Annotated in this window: 22 protein-coding genes and 1 pseudogene; 7 read left to right on the top strand and 16 right to left on the bottom strand. The window is 64.2% G+C overall.

The features are described from left to right. Positions 1-207 precede the first annotated feature (207 nt). The 8 genes from JOZ76_RS06910 to JOZ76_RS06875 all read right to left on the bottom strand — a co-directional run bounded on the left by JOZ76_RS06910 (position 208) and on the right by JOZ76_RS06875 (position 7270). The gene (locus JOZ76_RS06910) at positions 208-1536 is read right to left on the bottom strand and encodes an ATP-binding protein (protein ID WP_291697879.1); all 1329 of its coding nucleotides are present in this window, start codon (positions 1534-1536) and stop codon (positions 208-210) included. A gap of 28 nt (positions 1537-1564) precedes the next feature. After that, positions 1565-2620: a lysylphosphatidylglycerol synthase domain-containing protein gene (locus tag JOZ76_RS06905; protein WP_291697878.1), complete on the bottom strand. Its 1056-nt coding sequence runs from the start codon at positions 2618-2620 to the stop codon at positions 1565-1567. A gap of 608 nt (positions 2621-3228) precedes the next feature. Beyond that, positions 3229-3534, bottom strand: coding sequence for a GNAT family N-acetyltransferase (locus JOZ76_RS06900; RefSeq protein ID WP_291697877.1), 306 nt, complete (start codon positions 3532-3534; stop codon positions 3229-3231). Positions 3535-3679: 145 nt separating this feature from the next. Next, positions 3680-3937: an Rdx family protein gene (locus tag JOZ76_RS06895; protein ID WP_291697876.1), complete on the bottom strand. Its 258-nt coding sequence runs from the start codon at positions 3935-3937 to the stop codon at positions 3680-3682. A gap of 29 nt (positions 3938-3966) precedes the next feature. Next, a complete protein-coding gene (locus JOZ76_RS06890; RefSeq protein ID WP_291697875.1) occupies positions 3967-4884 on the bottom strand; it encodes a haloalkane dehalogenase in 918 nt (305 codons plus the stop codon). Continuing rightward, positions 4881-5471, bottom strand: a complete 591-nt coding sequence (locus JOZ76_RS06885; protein WP_291697874.1) for a TetR/AcrR family transcriptional regulator — start codon at positions 5469-5471, stop codon at positions 4881-4883. Before JOZ76_RS06885 ends, JOZ76_RS06890 begins: the two co-directional genes overlap by 4 nt. Before the next feature lie 99 nt (positions 5472-5570). After that, entirely contained in the window at positions 5571-5873 is a 303-nt protein-coding gene (locus JOZ76_RS06880) for a hypothetical protein (protein ID WP_291697880.1), read from the bottom strand. Between the two features lie 2 nt (positions 5874-5875). Beyond that, entirely contained in the window at positions 5876-7270 is a 1395-nt protein-coding gene (locus tag JOZ76_RS06875) for an OmpA family protein (protein WP_291697873.1), read from the bottom strand. A gap of 184 nt (positions 7271-7454) precedes the next feature. Here JOZ76_RS06875 and JOZ76_RS06870 point away from each other — a divergent pair, with 184 nt between their 5' ends. After that, on the top strand, positions 7455-8513 hold the full coding sequence (locus JOZ76_RS06870; RefSeq protein WP_291697872.1) for a polysaccharide deacetylase family protein: 1059 nt from the start codon (positions 7455-7457) through the stop codon (positions 8511-8513). Positions 8514-8734: 221 nt separating this feature from the next. Next, complete coding sequence (locus tag JOZ76_RS06865; RefSeq protein WP_291697871.1) at positions 8735-9544, top strand: SDR family NAD(P)-dependent oxidoreductase; 810 nt, start codon at positions 8735-8737, stop codon at positions 9542-9544. A gap of 178 nt (positions 9545-9722) precedes the next feature. Here the strand turns inward: JOZ76_RS06865 and boxB are convergent, their stop codons facing one another. From boxB to JOZ76_RS06845, 4 genes are all read right to left on the bottom strand, one after another. Beyond that, positions 9723-11174 carry a benzoyl-CoA 2,3-epoxidase subunit BoxB gene (gene boxB / locus JOZ76_RS06860; RefSeq protein ID WP_291697870.1) on the bottom strand — a complete coding sequence of 484 codons (1452 nt, stop codon included), beginning with the start codon at positions 11172-11174 and terminating at the stop codon, positions 9723-9725. Between the two features lie 10 nt (positions 11175-11184). Continuing rightward, positions 11185-12879, bottom strand: a complete 1695-nt coding sequence (boxC, locus tag JOZ76_RS06855) for a 2,3-epoxybenzoyl-CoA dihydrolase (protein ID WP_291697869.1) — start codon at positions 12877-12879, stop codon at positions 11185-11187. 115 nt (positions 12880-12994) lie between these two features. Continuing rightward, positions 12995-13810: an alpha/beta fold hydrolase gene (locus JOZ76_RS06850; protein WP_291697868.1), complete on the bottom strand. Its 816-nt coding sequence runs from the start codon at positions 13808-13810 to the stop codon at positions 12995-12997. 116 nt (positions 13811-13926) lie between these two features. Beyond that, entirely contained in the window at positions 13927-15471 is a 1545-nt protein-coding gene (locus JOZ76_RS06845) for a benzoate-CoA ligase family protein (protein WP_291697867.1), read from the bottom strand. 91 nt (positions 15472-15562) lie between these two features. Here JOZ76_RS06845 and JOZ76_RS06840 point away from each other — a divergent pair, with 91 nt between their 5' ends. The 3 genes from JOZ76_RS06840 (at position 15563) to JOZ76_RS06830 (ending at position 17215) form a co-directional block, all read left to right on the top strand. Further along, complete coding sequence (locus JOZ76_RS06840; protein WP_291697866.1) at positions 15563-16459, top strand: helix-turn-helix transcriptional regulator; 897 nt, start codon at positions 15563-15565, stop codon at positions 16457-16459. Between the two features lie 139 nt (positions 16460-16598). Continuing rightward, the gene (locus JOZ76_RS06835) at positions 16599-16958 is read left to right on the top strand and encodes a PilZ domain-containing protein (protein ID WP_291697865.1); all 360 of its coding nucleotides are present in this window, start codon (positions 16599-16601) and stop codon (positions 16956-16958) included. Positions 16959-16966: 8 nt separating this feature from the next. Beyond that, entirely contained in the window at positions 16967-17215 is a 249-nt protein-coding gene (locus JOZ76_RS06830) for a hypothetical protein (RefSeq protein WP_291697864.1), read from the top strand. 202 nt (positions 17216-17417) lie between these two features. Here the strand turns inward: JOZ76_RS06830 and JOZ76_RS06825 are convergent, their stop codons facing one another. Next, complete coding sequence (locus tag JOZ76_RS06825) at positions 17418-17900, bottom strand: DUF4231 domain-containing protein (protein WP_291697863.1); 483 nt, start codon at positions 17898-17900, stop codon at positions 17418-17420. Positions 17901-18042: 142 nt separating this feature from the next. Between JOZ76_RS06825 and JOZ76_RS06820 the strand changes: the two genes are divergently transcribed. Both JOZ76_RS06820 and JOZ76_RS06815 read left to right on the top strand, forming a co-directional pair. Then, the gene (locus JOZ76_RS06820; RefSeq protein ID WP_291697862.1) at positions 18043-19401 is read left to right on the top strand and encodes an aromatic ring-hydroxylating dioxygenase subunit alpha; all 1359 of its coding nucleotides are present in this window, start codon (positions 18043-18045) and stop codon (positions 19399-19401) included. Positions 19402-19697: 296 nt separating this feature from the next. Beyond that, on the top strand, positions 19698-21134 hold the full coding sequence (locus JOZ76_RS06815; RefSeq protein WP_291697861.1) for a glutamine synthetase family protein: 1437 nt from the start codon (positions 19698-19700) through the stop codon (positions 21132-21134). Positions 21135-21218: 84 nt separating this feature from the next. On the opposite strand, the gene JOZ76_RS06810 is transcribed toward JOZ76_RS06815, so the two are convergent. The 3 genes and pseudogenes from JOZ76_RS06810 to JOZ76_RS06800 all read right to left on the bottom strand — a co-directional run. Then, on the bottom strand, positions 21219-22901 hold the full coding sequence (locus tag JOZ76_RS06810) for a methyl-accepting chemotaxis protein (RefSeq protein WP_291697860.1): 1683 nt from the start codon (positions 22899-22901) through the stop codon (positions 21219-21221). A 223-nt stretch (positions 22902-23124) separates the two neighbouring features. Beyond that, complete coding sequence (locus JOZ76_RS06805) at positions 23125-23847, bottom strand: ABC transporter ATP-binding protein (protein WP_291697859.1); 723 nt, start codon at positions 23845-23847, stop codon at positions 23125-23127. Next, a pseudogene (locus JOZ76_RS06800) lies at positions 23840-24073 on the bottom strand (ABC transporter ATP-binding protein); the annotation flags it as partial. The pseudogene JOZ76_RS06800 and the gene JOZ76_RS06805, both read right to left, overlap by 8 nt.

Genomic DNA, 24073 nt, shown 5'->3' with positions numbered 1-24073 from the left:
GGCGCCGGCGCCGGTAATGTCGGCTGCGAAGGCCGATGTCGAAGCGGCCACCAGGCCCGCCGCGACGAAAGCTTTCACGAAATTCATGCTGGTCTCCCTGTTGTGCGGGCGAAGCGCGACACGCACCCGGATAAATTGCCCGCAAGCTCCCTTTAGGAGCCCTCATTGCCCCCTTTTATAAAGGTTTGATGACAGTTGGATGACGGATCAAGCTATTGATATTGCTTGACTTTGAGCCAACGAGCTATTCTTTGGCTGGGGAAAGCAGGCCGTGAACGCTGCCCCGTTTTTCGGCACGCTTTCGATCAGCAGGCGGCCGCGATGGCGGTTAAGAATATGTTTCACCAGCGATAGTCCGAGCCCCGTGCCGCCCTGCGCACGGCTGTCGCCGACGTCGACCCGGTAGAAGCGCTCGGTGAGGCGGGGCAGATGCTCTGGCGCGATCCCCGGGCCGAAGTCGCGGACCATCACGCGAAGCTCCGGCGTGCCGTCGCTCGACAATCCGGAGGTCAGCGAGACGATGATCCGTCCCCCAGAGGCGCCATATTTCAGGGCGTTCTCGATCAGGTTCTCGAACACCCGAAGCAGCTCTTCGCGGTCACCGGCGATCGCCACCGGTCCCTCCGGCAGGTCGATCTCCACCACCACCTGGCGCTCGCGTGCGAGCGGCTCCAGGCCGTCGGCGACCTGACGGATGATCGGCACGATGTCCACCATCGTATCGGGACGGACATGGGCCGACAGTTCGACCCGCGACAGCGACAACAGATCGTCGATCAGGCGCGCCATCCGGGTCGCCTGGGTATGCATGATCGCCAGAAAGCGCTCGCGCGCCTTGGTATCCTCCTTGGCCGGCCCCTGCAGCGTGTCGATGAAGCCCGAGAGCGCCGCCAGCGGCGTGCGCAGCTCGTGGCTGGCATTGGCCACGAAGTCGGCCCGCATCTCCTCGACGCGGCGCAGCGGCGTCTGGTCGTGAAAGGTCATCAGCATGCATTTGTCGGTACCGCCGAAGGTGGTCGGTACCGGCACCGGCGTGATGATCAGCTCCATCCAGCGGTCGACCGGGACGTGGTCGAGATAGGTCGCCCGGCGCGGCTCGGTGGTGGCGATCGCCTCGCGCAGCGCGGTGATGATCTCGGGCGAGCGCAGCGCGAACTGCGCGAGCTCGTTCTTGCGCAGCGCCGGCGCGAGCTGGGCCGCGGCGGCATTGAGGTGAATGACCCGCCCGGCGCGGTCGAGCAGCACGGCCGGATCGGGCATTCCGGCCACGATGGCGTTGACCGCCGCGGCCTCGACGGGATTGCCGAGGCGGACGTCCTCGCGCGAGGTGACCGCACCGTGCAGCCGCCAGGGCACCAGGGCTGCGGCCGCGATGCAGGCAAATACCACCGCAGCACGGATCGGCGACAGTTCATCAAGGGCGACGAGGACGGAGAGAGAAAGGGCGGCCGCCAGAAGGATGATGGCGGAATGACGCAGCCGGTCCGGCCAGGGCGAGAAGAACGATGAGGGAGTGGTGGGGGCGTCCAGGGCCATCTCGCCTGCTTCTCCTGTTCCGTTCCCCTCATGCACTCGGATCGCGCCGCTCCCTTACATAGGCAGCCTTGGGCGCCGGCTCTGCTTCGAGCGCGAGCGCCGCCTGACGCAGGCGCTTCGATCGGGCGCCGATGATAACCTCGCGAAACGTCAGCAAGATTACAGAGATGACAAAGGGGACGATATAGTAGAGCAGACGAAACAGCAGCATGCCCGCGAGCAGTTCCTCGCGGTCCATCTGCCACAGGCCGACCAGCATCGCCGCATCGAACACCCCAAGCCCGCCCGGCGAATGGCTGGCGAAGCCGAGCAGCGTCGCGGACACGAAGATCACGGCGACCACCACGAAGCCGAGATTCGGCTCGTCCGGGACCAGCACGTACATTGCGAGTGCACAGAAGCCGAGATCGACGATCCCGATCGCGATCTGCAGTAGCGTCAGCGGCCCACCCGGCAGCAGCACCGTCCAGGGACCACGCCCGACCGCCCGCGGCTGGCTCCAGACCCAAGCCACATAGGCGACCAGGCCGAGAATGATGCCGATCGCGACGATCCGATTGAGCCAGGGCGGCAGCTGATCGATCGCCGCCGCGGCCTCCGGATGATAGGAAATGCCGAGCCCCAGCACGGCGGCATTGCCGAGCCAGAAGGTCAGCCCCGCGAGAAAACAGATCTTCGCCACATCGATCGCGTTGAGGCCCAAGGCCGAATAGATGCGATAGCGCACCGCGCCGCCGGTGAAGACGCTGGCGCCGACATTGTGGCCGATCGAATAGCTGGTGAAGGCGGCGAGCGCATTGATCCGATAGGGCACGTGCGCGTGCCCGATCGCACGCACCGCAAACAGGTCGTAGAATGTCAGCGTGAAATAGCCGGCCGCCACGAACAGGCCGGCAAGCGCGATGTCCGAGGCCTCGGTGCTCTTGATGGCCTCGATGACCTCATTGCCATCGATGCCCCTCAGCATATGGTAGAGCACGTAACATGCGATGCCGATGACGGTGACGCTGACCGCAACGCCGAGCCGGTGCAGGATCTGCTTCTGGCGCAGAACCAGGATGGTCCTGCGAATGGCTTGCAGCATCGCGTGCCCCGCCTCCGAGCTTGGTGAACCCTCGCGACGCTCCCACCCGCGAAGTGCGGAAGCGGTGGGCCGCTCGCTGCCTTGGCTGTTCTGGCGCTGCCGTTCTAGCATTCGCTACCCGATGCGACGAGGTCTGTTGCGGATGGCTCGCGTCGAAGCTGACGGAAAGATACTAGTGCGAATGAGGATCTTCCGCGGATCTGGATTTGGCACTCACCCCGACAATCAGCGGAAAAACGGAAACGATAGTCAGAACCACTGCACGCATTCCGGCTTGAACGCAGTGTCGATCCCCAGCTTGCCATATTTGGCGCACGTATGTGAATTGGAGACATTGACGCCGACTTAACCTCACCCTGACTCGCCCGTTTCACGGCGCAACCGTTGCGGCGACGATCCTGTCGCCATAGCCGGTCCTGACCGCCGTTGGTAGCGCGTTTCCGGGCCAAACGGAACTCGCCAGAACGTGAATAAACGGCGCATCTTCAATATTTTATGAAGCTTGCGCCGCCGGACGCACGCGGGAATGCCGGCCGCGCCCGCGCCGTCTCGAGAGACTTAAGGATGGCTGACCGGCCTTCCAGGGGCGGCGGATTGCCGCAAGGCTCTCAGGCTTCCAGATAACCGCCCGCCACGGCCGCTTCGGGGTTCGGGAAGACGGCCATGGCGGTCTTCATGCGACGAAAGCCGAGGCGCTTGTAAAACCCCTCCTTGCCGGGAGCCGCATATAAAATGATCTTCCGGTGCCCGGCCGCAAGGCGCAGGAGCCTTGCCATGATCTGTTTGCCCACACCCTGTGCCTGATAGGTCGGCAGCACGGCAATGTCGCAGAGATAGGCGCAATCACGCCCGTCACCCAGCCCGCGGCCTGCGCCAACGAGCACGCCGGCGTCGAACGCAAAGATGCGGAACATGCTTTTGCCGAAGACCAGCGCGAGATTCGGCCGGCGCCTTATCGCCGAGCGGAGCCACCCGGTAGAGCGCCGACAGTTGATCCCAGTCGACCCGCGCGAGATCATCAGTCCAGTCGAAGGGCATCGGCGCCGCCTCCTTGGCCGCTCACTTTCCGATTCTTACCGCGCTGCCGCAACCGTGGCGACCACCTCGGCAGCGCCGGGAAAATGCCCCTTCGCGCTTGGAGACGGTCTTGTCGCCGACCTTCACCTCGAAAATTCCGCCGCGGCCCGGCACGAGCTTCGCATCGATCGCGAGCCGCGCGCGCAGCGCCGCGGCGGCCTCCTTCGCACGTTTCTCGTAACCGCAGGGCCGGCAATAGATGATCGAGACGTCGGGCATCATGCTCTCCTGTTCGCGCACCTGCATCTCCTGGCAGCGGATGCATCAGATTACGCCGCGCGCTGCGCGGAAGGGGTGGCGCATGCCTCGATGCCGGCAATCCAGCCGGCCACCGAGCGACCGATCGCCTCTGGATGATCCTCCTGCAGAAAATGCAGGCCTCCGCCAAGCGGAACGACGGCGCAGTGATGCAGAGTGCCGGCAAATTCCCTGGCGAAGGCCGGCGACACCAATGCACCGGGCGCGCCGACAAAGAGCAGCTTCGGATAGGTCGACGCGGCGAGCGCCGCATGGGCCTTTTCAATCAGGTCCCAGACGTCGGCGGGCTCACCGGAGATCGGCAATTCGCGCGGCAAGGCGAGGGTCGGGCGGCGCGTTTCCGGCGTCAGGAAGGGCGCCCGATAGGCGGTCATCTCCTCGTCCTCGAGCTGGCGCAGGATGCCACCGGGCAACACGCGCTCGATGAACGCGTTGGCATCGAGGATCAAGGACTCGCCTTCGCCCGGTGTCCGGAACTTACGAAAGGTCTGCTCGCGCGCGCCGTGATTGGGGTCGAAATCGGCCCAATCCGGCATCGCGTGGATGAACTCCATGAAGGCCAGGCCACGAACAAAGTCGGGCCGGCGCGCGGCAAGATGAAACGCGAGCGCGGTGCCCCAGTCCTGCGCAACGAGATAGGCCGAGGTGATGCCGAGTTCAGCGATCAACGCGTCGAGATAGCGCACATGATCGGCAAAGCGGTAGGCGATATCGGGCTTGCCGGAGGCACCGAAGCCGATCAGGTCGGGCGCAACGCAGCGCGCGACCGGTGCGACGAGGGGGATGATGTTGCGCCAGATATAGGACGATGTGGGGTTGCCGTGCAGGAACAGGGCGACCGGCGCGGCTTCATCGCCGGCTTCGCGGTAAGCCATCGTGGTCCCAAGCAGCGATCGATGGCGAACGGAGAGGTCGAGGTGCTCATTCATGACGGCTCCTTGAAGGTGGTCTGGAAAACAATCGCCTTGAAGCGCTCGAGCGCAGCCGGGCTGCGCTCCACTTTCATGCGCAGCATGGCCCCTTGCCAGGATGCGAGCAGGAAATCCGCCAGTGCCTCCGGCTCGAAATCCCCCGCGATCTCGCCCGCGGCCTGGGCCTCTGCGATGCAGGCTGCGAACGGCTTCCGCCATTCATGGAAGATCTTCTCAAGCTGTGTACGCAGCATCTCGCTGGAGCCCGATGCCTCCAGGCTGAGATCGCCGATCAGGCAGCCGCGGCTGAAGCCATCGCTCTCAAGCCGGCCAGTGATGATCTCGAGATAGCGCTTGAGCCGCGCCCGCGGCGTCAGCGAGACGTCGTCGAGCGCTTGCGCAACCAGACCTTTGACCACGGTGAAATAGCGCTCCAGCACCTCGGAAGCGAACGCCTCCTTGGAGCGGAAGTGATTGGTGAAGGAGCCCTGCGGCGCTCCCGCCGCGGCGACGACATCGCGCACGCTGGTCCCGTGATAGCCGGTCCGGAACATGGTTTTGAGGCCAGCGTCCAGGATCGGGTCGCGAAGGGATGGCTTTGGCATAGCAGAATACTACGGACGTACGTATTAAAGTCAAGCATGAATCGGCTTGCGCCCTGCTTCCGAGTCAGTCGGTCGGACGAGGACTGTCAGGTGATCGGGTTAGCTGGTCCGCGTCGCGACGCTGCGCCGCACCACCCAGGCCCGCAGCAGGGAGCCGATGGCACAGCCGGCGACATAGGGCCCGAGCATCAGGAGCGCGAGCTCCACCCAGTAACCAGGACGCCCCGGCACAAGATGGGTGAGCGCGGCGGCCAGGAGAGCAGCGGCAAGCAGGCCGAGCCAGCCGGCCTGGGTTCGGGAAACCCCTGGCCCGCGGTGCACCACCGCGATCCAGCCCATCGCAAAGCCCAGCAGAAGGGCGCCGAGCAGCCAGCCCCAATGGAACATCACCAGGTAAGCCATACTCACATCACCTTGAACTCGATGCGGCGGTTCTGCGCCTTGCCTTGCTCGCTGTCGCTCGGAACCAGCGGCTGGGCCGCGCCAAAACCTGTCGCCGTGAAGCGGGCGGCCGGCAGGCCGGCATTCACGAGATAGTCGACGACGGCCTGGGCGCGCTTTTCGGACATCGCATGATTGGACTCGTCGTCGCCATCGCCGTCGGTATGGCCGACCACCTCGATGTCGGAGGCCGGGCAGCGCAGCGCGATTTCGACCAGACGGTCGAGCAGGCCGGTAGAATCGGGATCGAGATCGGCCTTGCCGGCCTCGAAACGGATGCTGGCCTTGCCGAGCAGTTCCGAGAACAGCTGCTGGCACACGGTGGCGTCGACCGGCGCGACCGCGGGCTTGACCGAGACGTCGGCCTTGAACTGCCAGTTTTGCGGAAAGTCCTTGCCGAGACCGGAACGGATCTGCAGCGCAGCGCCGTCATAAAGCGCATCGCCCGACAGCTTGACCTCGCGATCCGACACCACGAGCGTGCCCGTCGACAATCGCGATAGCGCGCCCAGTGCCGGCACCACGGCCGCCGCAAACCCACCCGGCGCGCCGATGCTGGTCTTGAGGTTGTCGACCACCTTCTCGCTGAAGAATTTTCCGGCCGCCGCGGCCGTGATCGCGGCGTGGACGGACTCATCAGGCACATTGCCCGACAGCGTCAGTGTCGACGCCACCGGATCCTTGTTGACCTGGAGCACATAAGGCGGCGCCTTGAGGTCGTTGGCCGCGATCTTGAAATCTTCCGGCAGCTTTTTGAGGGCCGCAGCGATCGCTTCGCGGTCGCCGAGCTCCCGCGCCATGCCGGAGAGCGACACGCTAGAGTCGGAGATCGTGAACTTGCCGTCCTTGAGCTTGGCGATCTGGCCGAGCAGCAGCACCGCGGCCTCGTCGAAATGAGCCGGCGCGCCGCGCGCCAGCTTCATCTGGTCGGACACTTCGACGCCACCGAGCGCGCCGCGCGCCGCCTCCGTCAATTTGGCCTTGCTGGCAGGCAGCGGCGCGCTGCCGGCGAGCGTCACCCTGACCACATCGCGTTCCGCCGACCAGACGAAGGGCCTCGCTTCCGCCACCAGGCGGGTTTCATCATTGACCAGGCGCACCCCCGACACGGCGTCGACGGCGCGGACCGCGGCGCTGCGGGCAGCTTCCGAAAAGGCCTCTGCACCAAGCGTGACATCACGGCCGGCGACCGCGATCGTCGTCTTGTCGAGGACGGCGCCTTGGAGGGCGGCGGCGCTGCGGTCAGCTAGATCGGCTTCCAGTGGAGCAGTGGAGGTCCACGCGGCGAATGCCCAAAGGACGATCAAAGGGATCACGCCTGGCCACCATTTGCTGCTCCACTTGAAAAAACCGTCCATGCAACATCCTGCGGGTCTGGCGCCTGAGCGCTGGCGCCGGAAAAGAGAGAAAACAAACCCTTCGGTGGCTGTCAAACCGGAAATGGCCGCTCGATTCAAGAGCCGCTGCCGGCCGGGAATAACCGTTTGTTCAGCGATCCTTCGCTAACCTGCATTAACATTTCAACCGGCCGTTTACGTTCCAATGAAGCAATTTCGCAACACCGTCATCCGCGCCGGGCTGGAAGCGCTGTATTTCAGCGGGGCTCACATCCTCCTGCGTCCGATCCTGGCCGGCGTCGGCGCCATCTTCACCCTGCACCATGTCCGTCCGCGCGGTGACGCTGAATTCCAGCCGAACCGCCATCTCGAGGTCACCCCGCAATTCCTGCGCGCCACGCTCCAACATTGTCGCGCCCATGATGTCGACATCATCACCCTCGACGACATGCATCAGCGGCTGATCGAAGAAAATTTCTCACGCCGCTTCGCCTGCTTCACCTTCGACGACGGCTATCGCGACAATAGGGATTTTGCGCTTCCGGTGCTGCGCGAATTTGACGCGCCGTTCACCGTCTATGTCGCGAGCGATTTTGCCGAAGGCGAGGGCCGGCTGTGGTGGGTCGCGCTCGAGCGGGTGATCGCGGCCGCATCCTCGATCGAGGTCGTGATCGGCGGCGTACCGAGCCGGCTCGACGCCGCGACCGCGGTCGCCAAGCACGCCGCATATCACCACGTGCACGACCGGCTGCGTGGCCTGCCGGGCGCGCACGATGTGCGGCGTGAGGTTTCCAGCCTGTGCGCACGCCATGGCATCGACGAATCTGTCATCTCCTCGGAGCTGTGCCTGTCCTGGGACGAGTTGAAGCGGTTTGCCGACGATCCGCTGGTCGGAATCGGGGCGCACACGATCAGCCACTGCAACCTCGCCAAGCAGCCCGCGGAGACCGCCGCCTACGAACTGACGGAAAGCCGCAGCCGCATCGAAAATGTCCTGCAGCGCCGCGTGCTGCATCTCGCCTATCCCTACGGCGACCGGATCGCCGCCGGCGCGCGTGAGTTCGCGCTCGCCCGCGCCGCCGGCTACAAGACCGCGGTCACCACCCGCCCGGGCATGATCTTCCCGGAGAGCGCCGCGCACATGACCGCGCTGCCGCGCATCTCGCTCAACGGCAACTATCAGGACGAGCGTCTGCTGCCGGTGCTCACCTCGGGCGCGGCGACGGCGATGTGGAACGGCTTTCGCCGCGTCGACGCGGCTTAGTCTCCCCGCTATCATCCGGCCAAGAGAGGCGAGACCGCAAAGGCTCGTCATGCGCGGTTTTTGACCCGCGCATCCATCAGCTTCGAAGTAGTCCTTTTCAGGATCTGATGGATTGTCGGGTCAAGCGCGGCAATGACGATCGAAACGGCGTCTGAAGCGCAAAGCCTCGCTTGACTCGCGCTATCGACGGTCTCAACACCGATCAATCCAAGGGAGGCAACATGTTCGACAATCTGTTTTCACTTGAAGGCCGCGTTGCTCTGGTGACCGGAGGCTCGCGCGGCATCGGCAAGATGATCGCGGCCGGGTATCTCGCCTACGGCGCAGCCAAGGTCTACATCACCGCGCGCAAGGCCGGGCCCTGCGAGGCCACCGCCAAAGAGCTGACCGCTGCCCATGGCGGCGAATGCATCGCGCTGCCGATCGACATTTCGTCCATGGCCGGCGTGGAGATGCTTGCAGGCGAGCTCAGGAAGCACGAGCCAAAACTCGACATTCTCGTCAACAATGCGGGCGCGGCCTGGGGCGCCGAGTTCGACGAATTCCCGGAGAGCGGCTGGGACAAGGTGATGAACCTCAACCTGAAGACGCCGTTCTTCCTGACGAAAGCTCTCGCCACGCCGCTGCGGGCCGCAGCCTCGGCCGAGCGGCCGGCGAAGGTGATCAACATCGCCTCGATCGACGGCATCTTCGTCAATCCGATGGAGACCTATTCCTATGCTGCCAGCAAGTCGGGGCTCATCCATCTCACGCGGCGCATGGCCGCGAAGCTGATCAAGGATCATGTCGTCGTGACGGGCATCGCGCCGGGGCCCTTTGCCTCCGACATGAACCGCGCCGCGCGCGACCATGCCGACGAGGTCGCGACCCGCGTGCCGGCGGGACGCATCGGCGCGACCGAGGACATGGCGGGTGCGGCGATCTTTCTCGCCTCGCGCGCCGGCGACTATGTGGTCGGCGCCACCATCGCGGTCGACGGCGGCATCGTCTACGCCAATGCGGGGATCAAGGGCGAGGGGTGGGATCAGTGAGGCGACCATAGACGGTGCCAAGAACTCATTTGTCATGCCCCGGCTTGACCGGGGACATCCAGTACGCTGCGGCCTATCGGCTCACGCACTGCCGTCTCTGGGATGCTGGATCACCCGCTTTCGCGGGTGATGACAGACTGTGCGTGTGGCAGCGTCCGAACGACGCTGGCGAAGAGACTTACGTCTCGATCTTCACATATTCGAAATCGCCGGGGCGATTGTCGATGCCGACTTTGGGCGGCGCGATCCATGACGCGAACTCGCCCACTTCCGTGACCGGCTGCATCAGCGAGGCGATGTAGTCGCCATCTGCCGTTGACGGCAGCCACTCGCTGCTGCGCTTCTCCCAGGCCGCATCGTCGATCAGTTCGCCCTCGGGGGTTGCGTGAATGTCCTTGAATTCGCCGATGTCACGGTGGAAGGCGGTGTGCGGCAGCGCCAGCTTGTAGTCGTAGCCCGCGGTCGAGATCACCTTGTTCCAGCGCAGCATGCCCTTGGCGCAGTCCTGGGTGTAGTCGTCGCGCAGCCGCATGTTCAGCGCGGTCAGCGCCGGCTCGTCGACGCGCTTGATCTCACCGTCGACCAGCTTGAGCACAGGATAGGTGTCGTTCGCGAGCTTGTGGTCGTCCTGGATCTGGGTCTCGTGGTAACGGCCCTTGATGCCGGCGTTGTAGGCATTCGCCGCATTGGTCGAAACCTCCGAGCCGAACAGGTCGAGCGAGAGCGAGTAATGCAGGTTCAGCTTCTTCTGGATGGTCGGTAGGTCGATGACCCCCAGCGCGCGGACCTTGGCGATATCGTTCGGATCGTCGATGCCGGCCGCCTTCATCGCCTCGCAGGTCCGCTGCACGACGCGCCCGACCCCGGTCTCGCCGACGAACATGTGGTGCGCTTCCTCGGTCAGCATGAAGCGGCAGGTGCGCGACAAGGGATCGAAGCCCGACTGCGCCAGCGAATGCAGCTGCATCTTGCCGTCGCGGTCGGTGAAATAGGTGAACATGAAGAAGGACAGCCAGTCCGGCGTCTTCTCGTTGAACGCCCCGAGCATGCGCGGCGAGTCCGCATCGCCCGAGCGGCGGCGCAACAACTCATCGGCTTCCTCGCGGCCGTCACGGCCAAAATATTTCTGCAGCAGGTAGACCATCGCCCAGAGATGGCGGCCCTCCTCGACATTGACCTGGAACAGGTTGCGCATGTCGTACAGCGATGGCGCGGTCTTGCCGAGATGGCGCTGCTGCTCGACGGAGGCCGGCTCGGTGTCGCCCTGGATCACGATCAGGCGGCGCAGCATGGCGCGGTATTCGCCCGGCACTTCCTGCCAGGCCGGCTCGCCAAAGTGCTCGCCGAACGGCACGACGCGGTTTTCTTCCTGCGGCGCAAGAAGAATGCCCCAGCGGTAGTCGGGCATCTTCACATAGTCGAACTTGGCCCAGCCGCGCGGGTCCACGGAGTAAGCGGTGCGCAGATAGACCAGCGACTGCTGAAAACCGTCCGGGCCCATGTCGTGCCACCAGTCGATGTAGCCGGGGTGCCAGCCTTCCAGGGCCTTCAGCACCTGGCGATCCTCGGAGAGATTCACGTTGTTCGGAATCTTCGTCGAATAGTCGACGTTCATGATGTTCATGTTCATGGCGTGCTCCTCAAACTCGGGTCATGTCGAATTTCGGCCTCTCGCCGCTGCCGTACCGCCGCAAGGCGCCGTCCTCGCCGACCGCGTTGGGACGCTGGAAGATCCAGTTCTGCCAGGCGGTCAGCCGCGCAAAGATTTTCGATTCCATGGTCTCGGGGCCGGTGAAGCGGAGGTTCGCTTCCATGCCGGTCAGCGCATCCGGCGAGAAGCTGGCGCGCTCCTCCAAAAACACCCTGACCTCGTCATCCCAGTCGATGTCATCCAGCGCGAAGGTGACGAGTCCGAGCTCTTCGGCCGCCTCTGCCTCGAGGTTTTCGCCGATCTCTTCGCGCGCACGCTCGATATCGGACGGGTTCGCCTGGAAGCGCGCTTCGAGCCGCGTCAGCCCGTGGCTCATCGGATAGGGACCGAAATTCATCGCAGAGAGTTTTAGGGCTGGCGGCGAACGATTGTCGCCCCGGCGCGAGCCGATCAGCATGTAGGAACGGTCGGCGGCGAACACGAGTTCGGCGAGCGTACCGACGAAGCAGGAGCCAGGCTCGACCAGCGTCACCAGCGTGCGCGAGGTGACGTCGATGCGCTTCAACACCCGCTTCCAATAATGGCGGACCTCGTTAACCAGCCAGTGCGCCTTGTTGGCTTCGAGGAAGTCGTCGTGGCCAAGCACATTCGCAGGCTCGCCATGCGACTTGAACACCAGCATCGCGACGTCGAGCTCGTTCAGGCGCAGGTGCAGAATCGCATCGTCAAGCTCGCGTGCGACCCGCAGCGGCCAGAACGCCGCGCCTTGGGTCATCATGCCGTCGATGTCGGCGGGCGGGGCCGCGTCCGGCGCCTTGATCGATATGGTCGCGATGCGTGCTGGTCGATCGATATCGACGCTGACGTGGCTGTAACGCACGCTGTTCTCGTCGATGGTGCGTGTGAGCGGGGTGAGCGCAACGCCCGTGCCGTTGCCGTTGCCGTTGCGCTTTGAGGCGGCGGCGAATTCCTTGGCCCGCTCGGCGATCTTGCCTTCGAGCCTGCTGTTCGGCGCGATCTCGTCGACGAGGCGCCAGTTGACCGCACGCTTGCCCTTGACGCCCTCCTCGATGGTGCAGAACACATCGGCGTGGTCGCGGCGCACCTTGCGCTTGTCGACGACGCGCGTCAGTCCGCCGGTGCCGGGCAAGACCGCGAGCAGCGGCACTTCCGGCAGCGCGACGGCAGCCGCACCGTCGTCGGCCAAAATGATGTGATCAGCCGCAAGCGCCAGCTCATAGCCGCCGCCGGCCGCGGTGCCGTTGACCACGCAGATGAAGCGCTGGCCGGAATTCTCAGATGAGTCCTCGAGCCCGTTCCGGGTCTCGTTGGTGAACTTGCAGAAATTGACCTTGTGCGCGTGGGTCGAGCCGGCCAGCATGCGGATGTTGGCGCCGGCGCAGAACACGCGGTTCTTGCCCGAGCGCAACACCACGACCTTCACGGCCGGATGCTCGAAGCGCAGCCGCTGCACCGCGTCCGCAAGCTCGATGTCGACGCCGAGATCGTAGGAATTGAGCTTCAGCTGATAGCCTTCGAACAGGCCGGCGTTCTCGTCGACATCCATGGTCAGCGTCGCGACCGCGCCGTCGACCGCAAGCTTCCAGTGCCGGTAGCTCTGCGGATCGGTCTGGAAATCGATGAAGGTCGCGCCTCCCGCAAGCGCGCGCTGTTCCCCGGCCATGAGCCATCCTTGGTTTTCGGTTCGCTTGATATGAACAATAGTGCATGTTTTTCAGTGCGTCTAGTAAAAAACAGACAAACATGCACTTTGTTTCATATAAGTGATCGGCCGGAACTCAGGCCGCCCGTCCCGTCGGCTGGTCGCGCATGTCTATGACGGCGCCATAGAAATCCCGAAGAACGGTCAGCGTCGCCTCGGCGGCCTCGCGATGCGGTGAATGTCCGACGCCCGGCAGAATGGTCGCGTCGACCGGGCAGTAGCATTCTTCCTGCGCGATCTCGACCTGTCGCAGCGTACCGTACTGATCGTCCGCGCCCTGAATGATCGCGACGGGGACGCGGACATAGGCGAGATAGTCGGAAATGTCCCACGCGCGGAATTTTGGATCGAGCCAGGCCCCGTTCCAGCCGTAGAAGGCGTTGTCGACATCCCTGTGCCAGCGCGAAAGTTTCGCGCGAAACTCCGTCGTCTCGTACGCCGTCTTGATCTCGGCGATGGAGGCGACCGAAAGATCCTCGACGATGAAATGCGGCGCGAGCAGCGCGATCGCGCGCACACGATGATCGGCAATGCCGCCGGCATAGACAGCCGCGATCGAGCCGCCATCGGAATGGCCGAGCAGGACGCCGCGGCGAAAGCCGATCGCGTCGAGCAGTTTTGGCAGGACATCGAGCGCCTCGATCTGCATGTAGTTGAGCGGGCGCGGCAGTTTTGCCGGCGACGAGGCGCCATAGCCCGCGCGCGAATAGACGAACACGCCGGCACCGGTCGCCGCCTGCAGCCGATCCGGGAAATCGCCCCACAGCGCGGCCGAGCCGAGGCCCTCGTGCAGCATCACGATGGTCGGCGCTGCGTCCGGCGCGGGACCGATCATGCGGTATTCGAGTTGGGAGGAGCCTATGGTGAGAAAGCCGGAAGGGGAGATCGTCATGCTTGTGCTGTTTCCTTCGTCATGGCCGGGCTTGTCCCGGCCATCCACGTCTTGACGCCTTGAACGAAAGGCGTGGATGCCCGGCACAAGGCCGGGCATGACGACCCATTGGCGGGTTATTGATGCGCGCCCTCGCGCAGCTTGAAGCGCTGGATCTTGCCGGTCGCGGTCTTCGGCAGGCTGTCGACGACCTCGATCCAGCGCGGATATTTCCACGGTCCGATCTTCTGCTTGACGTGCTCCTTCAGCACCTCGTGCAGGTCGCCGGCATCGGCGCCCGCGCGCAGCACCACGAAGGCTTTTGGCTTCAGCAGCCCTTCCGGATCGGCCTCGGGCACGACCGCCGCTTCCAGCACGGTCGGATGAGTGATCAGCGCGCTCTCGACCTCGAACGGCGACACCCAGATGCCCGACACCTTGAACATGTCGTCGCTGCGGCCGCAGTAGGTGTAACGACCATCGGCATCGCGGGTGTATTTGTCACCAGTGCGGGTCCAGTAGCCCTCAAAAGTCGAACGGCTCTTGTTGCGCTGGTTCCAGTAGCCCTCGCCGGCCGAGGGCGCGTGCACCAGCATTTCGCCGACCTCCCCGTCGGCAACGTCGGCACCCGCCTCATTGACCAGCCGCACCCGATAGCCCGGCACCGGACGGCCCGATGAACCGTATTTGATGTCGCCGGGCGCATTCGACAGAAAAATGTGCAACAGTTCGGTCGAGCCGACACCATCGAGGATGTCGACGCCGAACCGCGCTTTCCACGCATTGCCGATCGATTCCGGCAACGCTTCACCGGCCGAGGTGCAGACGCGCAGGCGCTTGCCCGCGCCCTCGTTCGTCAGTTCATGCAGCATCGCCGCGAACAGAGTGGGCACGCCATAGAAAATGGTCGGGTTGTACCTGTTCAAGAGTTCGAACATGCGCGCCGGCGTCGGGCGCTCCGCATTGAGAACGGCGGTGGCGCCAACCGACATCGGAAAAGTCAGCGCGTTGCCGAGGCCGTAAGCGAAGAACAACTTTGCCGCCGACAGACAGACATCGTCCTCGCGGATGCCGAGTACCTGCTTGGCATAGGTCTCAGCGGTCGCGGCGAGGTTGCCATGCAGGTGCCGCACGCCCTTGGGCATGCCGGTCGAGCCCGACGAATAGAGCCAGAATGCCGGCTCGTCCTCATGGGTCGCCGCGGTGGCAAAGCTGTCGCTCTCCTTGACGATCTCATCCGACAGCAGCTTGTGTCCGAACGCATTCTTGCCGGACACCACGACATGTTCGAGATCGCTCATGCGCCCGACGATATCCTTCACGACAGGATAGAGCGCCTCGGAGACGACCAGCACGCGGGCGCGGCAGTCCGCAAGGATGTAGGCGTATTGCTCCGCCGTCAGCAGCGTGTTGAGCGGCACCGGGACGATCCCGGCGCGGATCGCGCCGAGAAAGACGACCGGAAAATCCGTTGTGTCGAGCATGATCAGCGCGACGCGCTCTTCACGGCGGACGCCGAGCCGCCGCAACAGGTTGGCCATGCGGCGCGACTGTCGCTGCAGCTCGCCATAGCTGAGCTCAGTGACCGTATCGGTGAAGGCGAGCTTATCGCCACGTCCCTCATCGACGTTGCGGTCGAGCAGCCAAGTCACCGCATTGTAGGAACCGGACGTCCCGCTCACACGCTTCTCCCTGTCGCCACGAATTATAGTTCATAGAAAGACCACCGGCAGCGCTTGCTGTCAATCCTTTCCGGCATTATGTTTCCGGAGAATGAGTGAAGCCAAGGACCCGGAATCGGATTTTCTCGAACAGCTCGGGCAGCGTGTCCGCACGCTGCGGTCTTTGCACGGCATGTCGCGCAAGGTGCTCGCGAAAGTGTCGGGCATTTCGGAGCGCTATATCGCCCAGCTCGAGAGCGGCAAGGGCAACGTCTCGATCGTGCTGCTCCGCCGCGTCTCCAACGCCATCGGCGCGCCGCTGGAAGATCTGATCCCGATCAACGATCCCGCACCCGACTGGCAGGTGATCCGCGATCTCCTGCGCAAGGCGTCACCCGGCCAGATCGCGCAGGCCAAGGAAATCCTGTCAAGCAGCAGCACATCGGCGCAGCGGCGGCCGGCTTTTGCCGGTATCGCGCTGATCGGCCTCCGCGGCGCGGGAAAATCCACGCTCGGAAAATTGCTTGCCAAGACCATCGGCTGGAATTTCGTCGAGCTGAACAAGGAGATCGAGCGGCAGAACGGGCTGTCGGTCTCAGAGATCATCAACCTTTACGGCCAGGAAGGCTTTCGCCGCATGGAGCAGGCCGCGCTCGCGCAGCTTTTGGCGCGCAAGGAGCTGATGGTGCTGGCGACCGGCGGTGGCATCGTTTCCGAGCCGCTCACCTTCGACCTGATCCTGAAATCCTTCTACACGATCTGGCTGAAGGCCGAGCCCGAGGAGCACATGGCGCGGGTGCGCCGCCAGGGCGACCTGCGGCCGATGGCGGATGATCGCTCCGCCATGGCCGAGCTGCGCAACATCCTGAAAAGCCGCGAGCCGCTTTATGCTCGCGCCAATGCCGTGGTCGACACCGCCGGACTGTCAGTGGAAGCCGCCGCGGCCCGCCTGAGCGAGGCGGTCGCGCCTGTCATCGAGAGCGAAGCGCGGATGTTCGCGCGCGGCTGAGGCAACGCCCGTTCGCGCGCACTCACTGTTCTGGGAGCCACGCGCGCTCCCGTTAACCTTCACAGTAGTTTAATACCGCCGATGTGGGCAGCACACCCTCCGCTTGTGTTAACACAGCGTTAAACGAGTGGAGGAGAGCATGGACGATCGGCGGCAGCTGTTCAGGAATCGCGTCTATTACGGCGGCGAGCTCGCCTTCAACGGACGGACTTCGACACTCACCTGCATCGTTCGCAACTTCAGCGCGCGCGGCGCCAAGATCGAGATCGAGGGCTCCGCCGTGCTTCCCGACAAGCTCGACTTCACCGTCGAACGCAAGGGGCTCTCCTGCCTCGCACGCCTGGTCTGGCGCAGCCCGGCCGAGGCCGGTCTCGTCTTTACCGACCCGCACGCGGCCGACGCCATCGTCCCCCTCGACTGGGCACGCAAGCTTGCCGCCAGCGAGCGAACCAACCGCCGTCTCCAATCGCGCATCGAACAGCTACGCGCGCAATATTAGAGGCGCACGTGCATTCGCTGGAAGAGACCGAAATCGTTGCCGCTTCGCCAGGCGAAGCGGCAGAGGCGCCGCAGGCTTTTGCCGACCCGACGCGGCGCATCTGGCCGCGGGTGCGCATCGCGCTGCTTGTGGTGTTCAGTCAATACCTGATCATCGCTCTCGGCGTCGGGCTGTCGCTCGCCGCCACCGTCCGCCATTATGTGACACCGCAGCTCCTCGCCACGTTCGAGGCCATCTCCAAGGCACTGAAGCATTAGCGGCGGGTCCAGCCCAACCCTACTGCGCCATAAGACCCTCATGGTGAGGAGCGCGCTCTTGCGCGCGTCTCGCGGACGATGCTTCGCATCGCTCGGAGAACCATGAGGCCCCGATGCGGATCTCCGGGCCTCATCCTTCGAGACGCTTGCTAAAGCAAGCTCCTCAGGATGAGGGGATACAGCCGCTTCTGACGCAGTAGTACTAACCCGAGCCGGCGGTGATGGCGCGGTCGTGCTCCTCCAGAATGGCCTTGAGCCGCTCCTTCACCTGCTGCGAGCCGGCGCCGGTCTTCTCGTCGATCTGCAGCCGGCGCAGCGAGTTCTGCGTCATCCTGTTGGCGATCCATTTGCGCTCGAAACCGAGCGTCGACTGCACGGTTGCGATCACTGTCACGACGAGCGACAGGATCGTCGCGACCGTTTTCGGATCGTCATTCCACACCTTGACGGCGGTCTGCGACATCACCGCCGCAGCCGCGCTGCACACGACGATGCAGATCGTTGAGCCGTGGTTGGCGAAGCTCCACAACCGCTTCCCCCTGCGGCTGCGCTTCAGCGCGGAATCCAGCGTCTTCGAGACGAACTGCGCGCTCTCGTCACTGCCTGCGCCGGCGACTGCCTGATCCGCCATCGTCGCCTGGTTACCCCGGAGAAGATCACGTGTCCCGCGGCTGGTGTCGGACATGGCAATTCCTTTTTTTCGCCTCTCAAAACGCGCATGACATTGATGCGGCTTCGTGGCGTATCCGCGACGGAAAGCCCTTGCCTGCGAGGGCAGGCCGGGTAACCTCGGTAGGCCGCCACCGCACTCGATGAGGCCTTTCGCCATGATGAGCCAGGAGCAGAACGATCTGATCACGCGCACGGGCGCGACAACCCCCTGCGGCAGGCTGATGCGGATGTACTGGCAGCCGGCGGCGCTGGTCGACGAACTCCTGGGCGAGCGGCCGGTGCGGCCGGTGCGGCTGCTCGGCGAAAATCTCGTGCTGTTTCGCGATGAGCAGGGCCGCTACGGCCTGATCGACCGTCACTGCGCCCATCGCGGCGCCGATCTCGCCTTCGGCCGGCTCGAACATGGCGGCCTGCGCTGCGCCTTCCACGGCTGGCTGTTCGACACCTCGGGCCAGTGCCTGGAAACGCCGGCCGAGCCCAGCGGTTCGCAGCTCTGCGCCAACATCCGGCAGCGCGCCTATCCCGTGGTCGAGCGGAGCGGCATTCTCTGGGCCTATCTCGGCGAGGGGCAGCCGCCGGCCTTTCCGGAGATCGACTGCTTCATCGCGCCGGGCAGCCACACCTTTGCGTTCAAGGGCCATATGGCCTGCAACTGGCTGCAGGCGCTCGAGGTCGGCATCGATCCGGCGCACGCCTCCTATCTGCATCGCTTCTTCGAGGACGAAGACACCTCGGCGGCCTACGGCCGGCAATTCCGCGCCGCCTCCGCCAGCAGCGAATTGCCGATGACAAAGATCCTTCGGGACTATGACCGGCCGATCATCAATGTCGAGCAGACCGAATATGGCCTGCGCCTGATCGCACTGCGCGAGATCGATGCGGAGCGCACGCATGTGCGCGTGACCAATCAGCTGTTTCCGCACGGCTTCGTCATCCCGATGAGCACGGAGATGACGATCACGCAGTGGCATGTGCCGGTCGACGACCAGAACTGCTACTGGTACGCAATATTCACCAGCTATTCGACGCAGGTCGACAAGAACAAGATGCGCGAGCAGCGGCTCGAGCTCTACGAACTGCCGGACTACATCTCGCGCAAGAACAAGGCGAACGATTACGGCTTTGATGCCGGCGAGCAGCGGACGTCGACCTATACCGGCATGGGCCATGATATCAATGTCCACGACCAGTGGGCGGTGGAATCGATGGGCCCCATCCAGGACCGCACCAAAGAGCATCTCGGCCAGAGCGACAAGGCGATCGTGCAATATCGCCGCCTGCTGCGGCAGGAGATCGAGAAAGTTGCGGGCGGCGAGGCGCCGATCCTGGTGCTCGATGAGAGCAACGCCAGGAGCATTCAGGGACCCGCGACCATGGACGGCATCGGCCCGACCCAGGGCTGGGAAACGTTCTGGATGGAGGTCGACGTGAAGCGCCGCCGCGGCGCGCCCTGGGCCGCCCCGGTGCCGAAGGACATCGCACCCCATGTGCGCCACCTGACGGCAGCGGAGTGATGGGGCTTTCTCGAAGCAGCCCAGCGGTGGAAGCTGTTCACCTCTCCCCGCTTGCGGGGAGAGGCATAGGCTGCCTCTGGCGGCCGTTCTTGAGAACGCCGAAGCAAGACTTCGGCTATGTCGCATCACTTGGATGCGATCCGGGTGCGGGGGACTCTCCGAGAGCTCAGGTCCTTGAGGGTCCCCCTCACCCCAGCCCTCTCCCCGCAAGCGGGGAGAGGGGGCGCACCTCCGATGTGGCGACACTTCAGCAACAACTCATCGTTCTGTAGCATTCAGATCCAGGGGATCCCGCATTGAGTTTCGTCGCGCGTCACGCGCTCTGGTCGGACGAGCAGAAAGAAGCGGCCCAGCGCATGCGCCGCCTCGCCGAGGAAAAGGGCCTCGAAGTCATCCGCTTCTCCTTTCCCGATCAGCACGGGATTTTGCGCGGCAAGACGCTCGTCGCGAGCGAGGCTTTGGCCTCGCTCGAAAGCGGCGTCACCATCACCACGACCATGCTCGCCAAGGACACCTCTCACCGCACGGTGTTTCCGGTGTTTACGCCGGGGGGCGGCTTTGGCATGAAGGAGATGGAGGGGGCGGCCGATGTCCTGATGGTGCCGGACCCGCTCACCTTCCGCATCCTGCCCTGGTCGCCGACCACCGGCTGGGTACTCTGCGACATCCATTTCAGTGACGGCGGGCCTGTTCCCTTCGCCACGCGGCAGCTACATCGCGCTGTCCTCGATTCTCTTGCCGAACGCGGCTACGACCATGTCGCGGGGCTCGAGGTCGAGTTTCACATCTTCAGGCTCGACGACGCCAGGATGGCACCCGGGGATGCCGGCCAGCCCGGCCAGCCGCCACAGGTCAGCCTGCTCTCGCACGGTTATCAATATCTGACCGAGCAGCGTTACGACCAGATGGAGCCGGCGCTGGAGATCATCCGGCGCGACATTCTCGCGCTCGGCCTGCCGCTCCGCTCGGTCGAGATCGAGTTCGGCCCGAGCCAGTGCGAATTCACCTTTCAGCCGCGCAGCGGGTTGGAGCCGGCCGACAACATGGTGCTGTTCCGATCGGCGGTGAAGCAGATCGCGCGCCGCCACGGCTATCACGCGACCTTCATGTGCCGGCCAAGGCTGCCGAACGTGTTCGCGAGCGGATGGCACCTGCACCAATCGCTGACGTCACGGACGAGCGGAGAAAACCTGTTCGTCACCAAGGATCCCGGCGAGATCCTGAGTGCGCTCGGACGCGGCTATCTCGCCGGTCTGCTGGCGCATGCCCGCGCCTTGGCGGTGTTCTCGACACCGACCATCAACGGCTACAAGCGCTACCGCTCCTATTCGCTGGCGCCCGACCGCGCGATCTGGGGACGGGACAATCGCGGCGTCATGATCCGCGTGCTCGGCGGCGCCGACGACCCCGCCACGCGGCTGGAGAACCGGATCGGCGAGCCCGCCGCCAATCCCTATCTGTACATGGCCTCGCAGATCCTTGCGGGACTTGACGGCGTCGATCGTAGTCTGGATCCAGGATCGTCGGCGGATACGCCCTATGAGGCGCAGGCGGACCTGCTGCCCAGGAGCCTGAGTGAGGCCATCGAGGCGCTGAGGGACGACGAATTCTTCCGCGAAAAACTTACCGCGCAATTCGTCGACTATTACGTCCACATCAAGAAGGCCGAGATCGAGCGCTTCCAGGCCGAAGTTTCCGACTGGGAGCACCGCGAATATTTCGAGATGTTTTGAGGCGACGTCAAGGAGCGCAGAACAAGCGGATGCCCGGCGCAAGGCCGGGCATGTCGCGTTCCGAAGGGGTCGATGAAACCTCGCTCAGCGACTGGCGCCGGCTGCGATGGCGGTGGCTTCCGCCGCAGCGCGCTGCATGTTGGAGGACATCTCGCAAGTCACCGTGCTCTGCTCTTCGACCGCAGCGGCTGTCGAGGTGACGTATTCGCTGACGTCCTGGATCGCCTTCTTGATCTCGCCCAGCGCGCCGACCACGTCCGAGGAGATGCCGTTGAGGCTGCCGATCTCGGTACCGATCTTGTCGGTGGCCTGCTTGGCCTGGTTGGCGAGGTTCTTCACCTCCGAGGCGACCACGGCAAATCCGCGACCGGCTTCGCCGGCGCGCGCCGATTCGATCGTCGCGTTGAGCGCAAGCAGGTTGATCTGCCCGGTGATATCGCCGATCATCTGCGCGATGCCGCTCATCGCCTGCGCGGCGTCGGAGAGCCGTTTGGCCTGCGAGTCGGCGGATGCGACGCGCTCGACCGCCCCGAGGGCGGTCTCTTTCGACTTCACCATCGCCTCGGAAATCTCCCGCACCGAGGCATTGAGCTCCTCGGCGCCGGCCGCGACGGTCTCCATCATGTTGCGCACCCGCTCATTGCCCATGCGCACCAGGACCTGTCTGGTGACGTCGGAGGCGTATTTCACCACCTTGAACGGCTTGCCGTTGAGATCGAGGATCGGATTGTAGGACGCCTGGATGTAGACCTCGCGACCGCCCTTGCCGATGCGCTTGTACTCGCCGGCCTGATATTCGCCGCGGTTGAGCTTGGCCCAGAACTCACGATAGGCCGCGCCGTCGCGTTCGGCGGGCTCGACGAACAGGCTGTGATGCTTGCCCTTGATCTCAGGCAGCGCATAGCCGAGCGCATGCAGGAAATTGTCGTTGGCCGTGATGATGGTGCCGTCGAGATTGAACTCGATCACGGCCTGCGACTTGCCGATCGCGGCAATCTGGCCCGCAAGATCTGCAGTCTTTAATTTCTGGGCGGTGATGTCGGTTGCGAACTTGACGACCTTGAACGGCTTGCGATTTTCATCGAGCACCGGGTTGTATGAAGCCAGAATCCAGATCTCCTTGCCGCCCTTGCCGATCCGCTTGTACTCGGCAGCGTCGTACTCACCGCGGTTGAGCTTGGCCCAAAACTCGCGATAGGCCATGCTGTCGCGCTCCGAGGGCTCCACAAACATGCCGTGATGCTTGCCCTCGATCTCGGGAAGCGAGTAGCCTACCGCCTTGAGGAAGTTTTCGTTGGCTGTGACGATGGTGCCGTCGAGATTGAACTCGATGACCGCCTGCGCACGGCTCACCGCCGCCGCTTGCGCCGCGAAATTCAGGTTTTGCAAACGCACAGAGGCGTCGGCCCATTCGACGACCGTTCCGGCGCGGCTCCCGTCGGCATTTTTCAGCGGCGTTGCGACGAGGTCGAAGCTCCACTTGCCGATCTTGATGGTGGCGCGGTGCACCGACTTGAGCGACTCCAACATGTGCCGCTGATGGCTCGGATCCTTGTGAAACACATCAATGTTGGTGCCGATCAGCCGGTCGACCTTGAACTGCGGCAGGTCCTTTTTGATGTCGGCCTCGGCCTGGCGCAGCAGCGCCATGACGGCCTCATTCACGTAGACTATGTTGAGCTTGTCGTCTGCCACCATGATGTTGGCGCTGACGGCCTTGGTCGCAAGCGCACTCAGTGCGCTGGCGGCATTCCTGTGGTGAAACATCGGTCTTCCTCGACTATGGCGTGGCTGCAAATCTGCTGCTTTTATGACCGATCGCACCCCAAGATATGGTTAAGGAAGTATTCCGTAGCACCACGGGAATTTGATCCAAAACAATGAAAACGGGCAGCCATCCACAACCAAGCCTCACCGAGATCCCGACCCGGCATTGAGCGGACGTGAATACCGGCAGCGCGCGCGTTGCGGCCGGCGGGCTGATTGCAGTTCAAATTCCGAGATAACGGTGCTGCAGGTCGGGCTCCGCCATCAACTGCTCCGAGGTGCCGCTCCACACCGTGCGGCCGCGCTCGATGATGAAATGCCGGTCGCAGATGCGGGCGAGATGCCCGACATTCTTGTCGATCACCAGGATCGACTGCCCGCGCGCCTTGAGCATCGACAGGCAGTTCCAGATCTCTTCCCGGATCAGCGGCGCCAGGCCTTCGGTTGCTTCATCCAGGATCAAGAGCCGCGGATTGGTCATCAGCGCGCGCCCGATCGCGAGCATCTGCTGCTCGCCGCCGGACAGCAGGTTGCCCATGTTGCCGCCGCGCTCGGCGAGCCGCGGGAACAGCGCATGAATTTTGTCGAGCGTCCAGGGGTCCGAGACGCCGAGCCGGTTGCCGCTCGCGGCGATAAGATTTTCCCGCACGGTCAGGTTCGGAAAGATCTGGCGTCCTTCCGGAACGAGACCGACGCCGAGTTGCGCGATGCGGTAGGAGGCGAGCCTGCGCACCTCCTGACCGACGAGGCGGATCGCGCCTGATCGCGCCGGCGTCAGCCCCATGATCGAGCGGATGGTGGTGGTCTTGCCCATGCCGTTGCGGCCCATCAGCGAGACCATCTCGCCGCGCCGGACCATTAGCGACAGGCCGAACAGCACCTGGCTCTGGCCATAGCAGGTCTCGATGCCGTCGACTTCGAGCAGGGCGTCAGCCGGATCAGCCATGCTGCGTCACCACGTGCTGGTCGCCGAGATAGGCGCGCTTGACCTCCTCGTTCTGACGGATCGCATCCGGCGCGCCGGAGGCGATGACGCGGCCATACACCAGCACGCTGATGCGGTCGGCGAGCGCGAACACCGCTTCCATGTCGTGTTCGACCAGGACGATGGACACCTCGCGCCGCAGCTCCTTGAGCAGCTTCACCATGCGCGCCGATTCGGTGACGCCAAG

It is taken from the genome of Bradyrhizobium sp. (assembly GCF_019244115.1).
Taxonomy (GTDB): domain Bacteria; phylum Pseudomonadota; class Alphaproteobacteria; order Rhizobiales; family Xanthobacteraceae; genus Bradyrhizobium.
The sequence above is the reverse complement of the archived record's forward strand: the minus strand, read 5'-3'. Positions and strand labels throughout refer to the sequence as shown.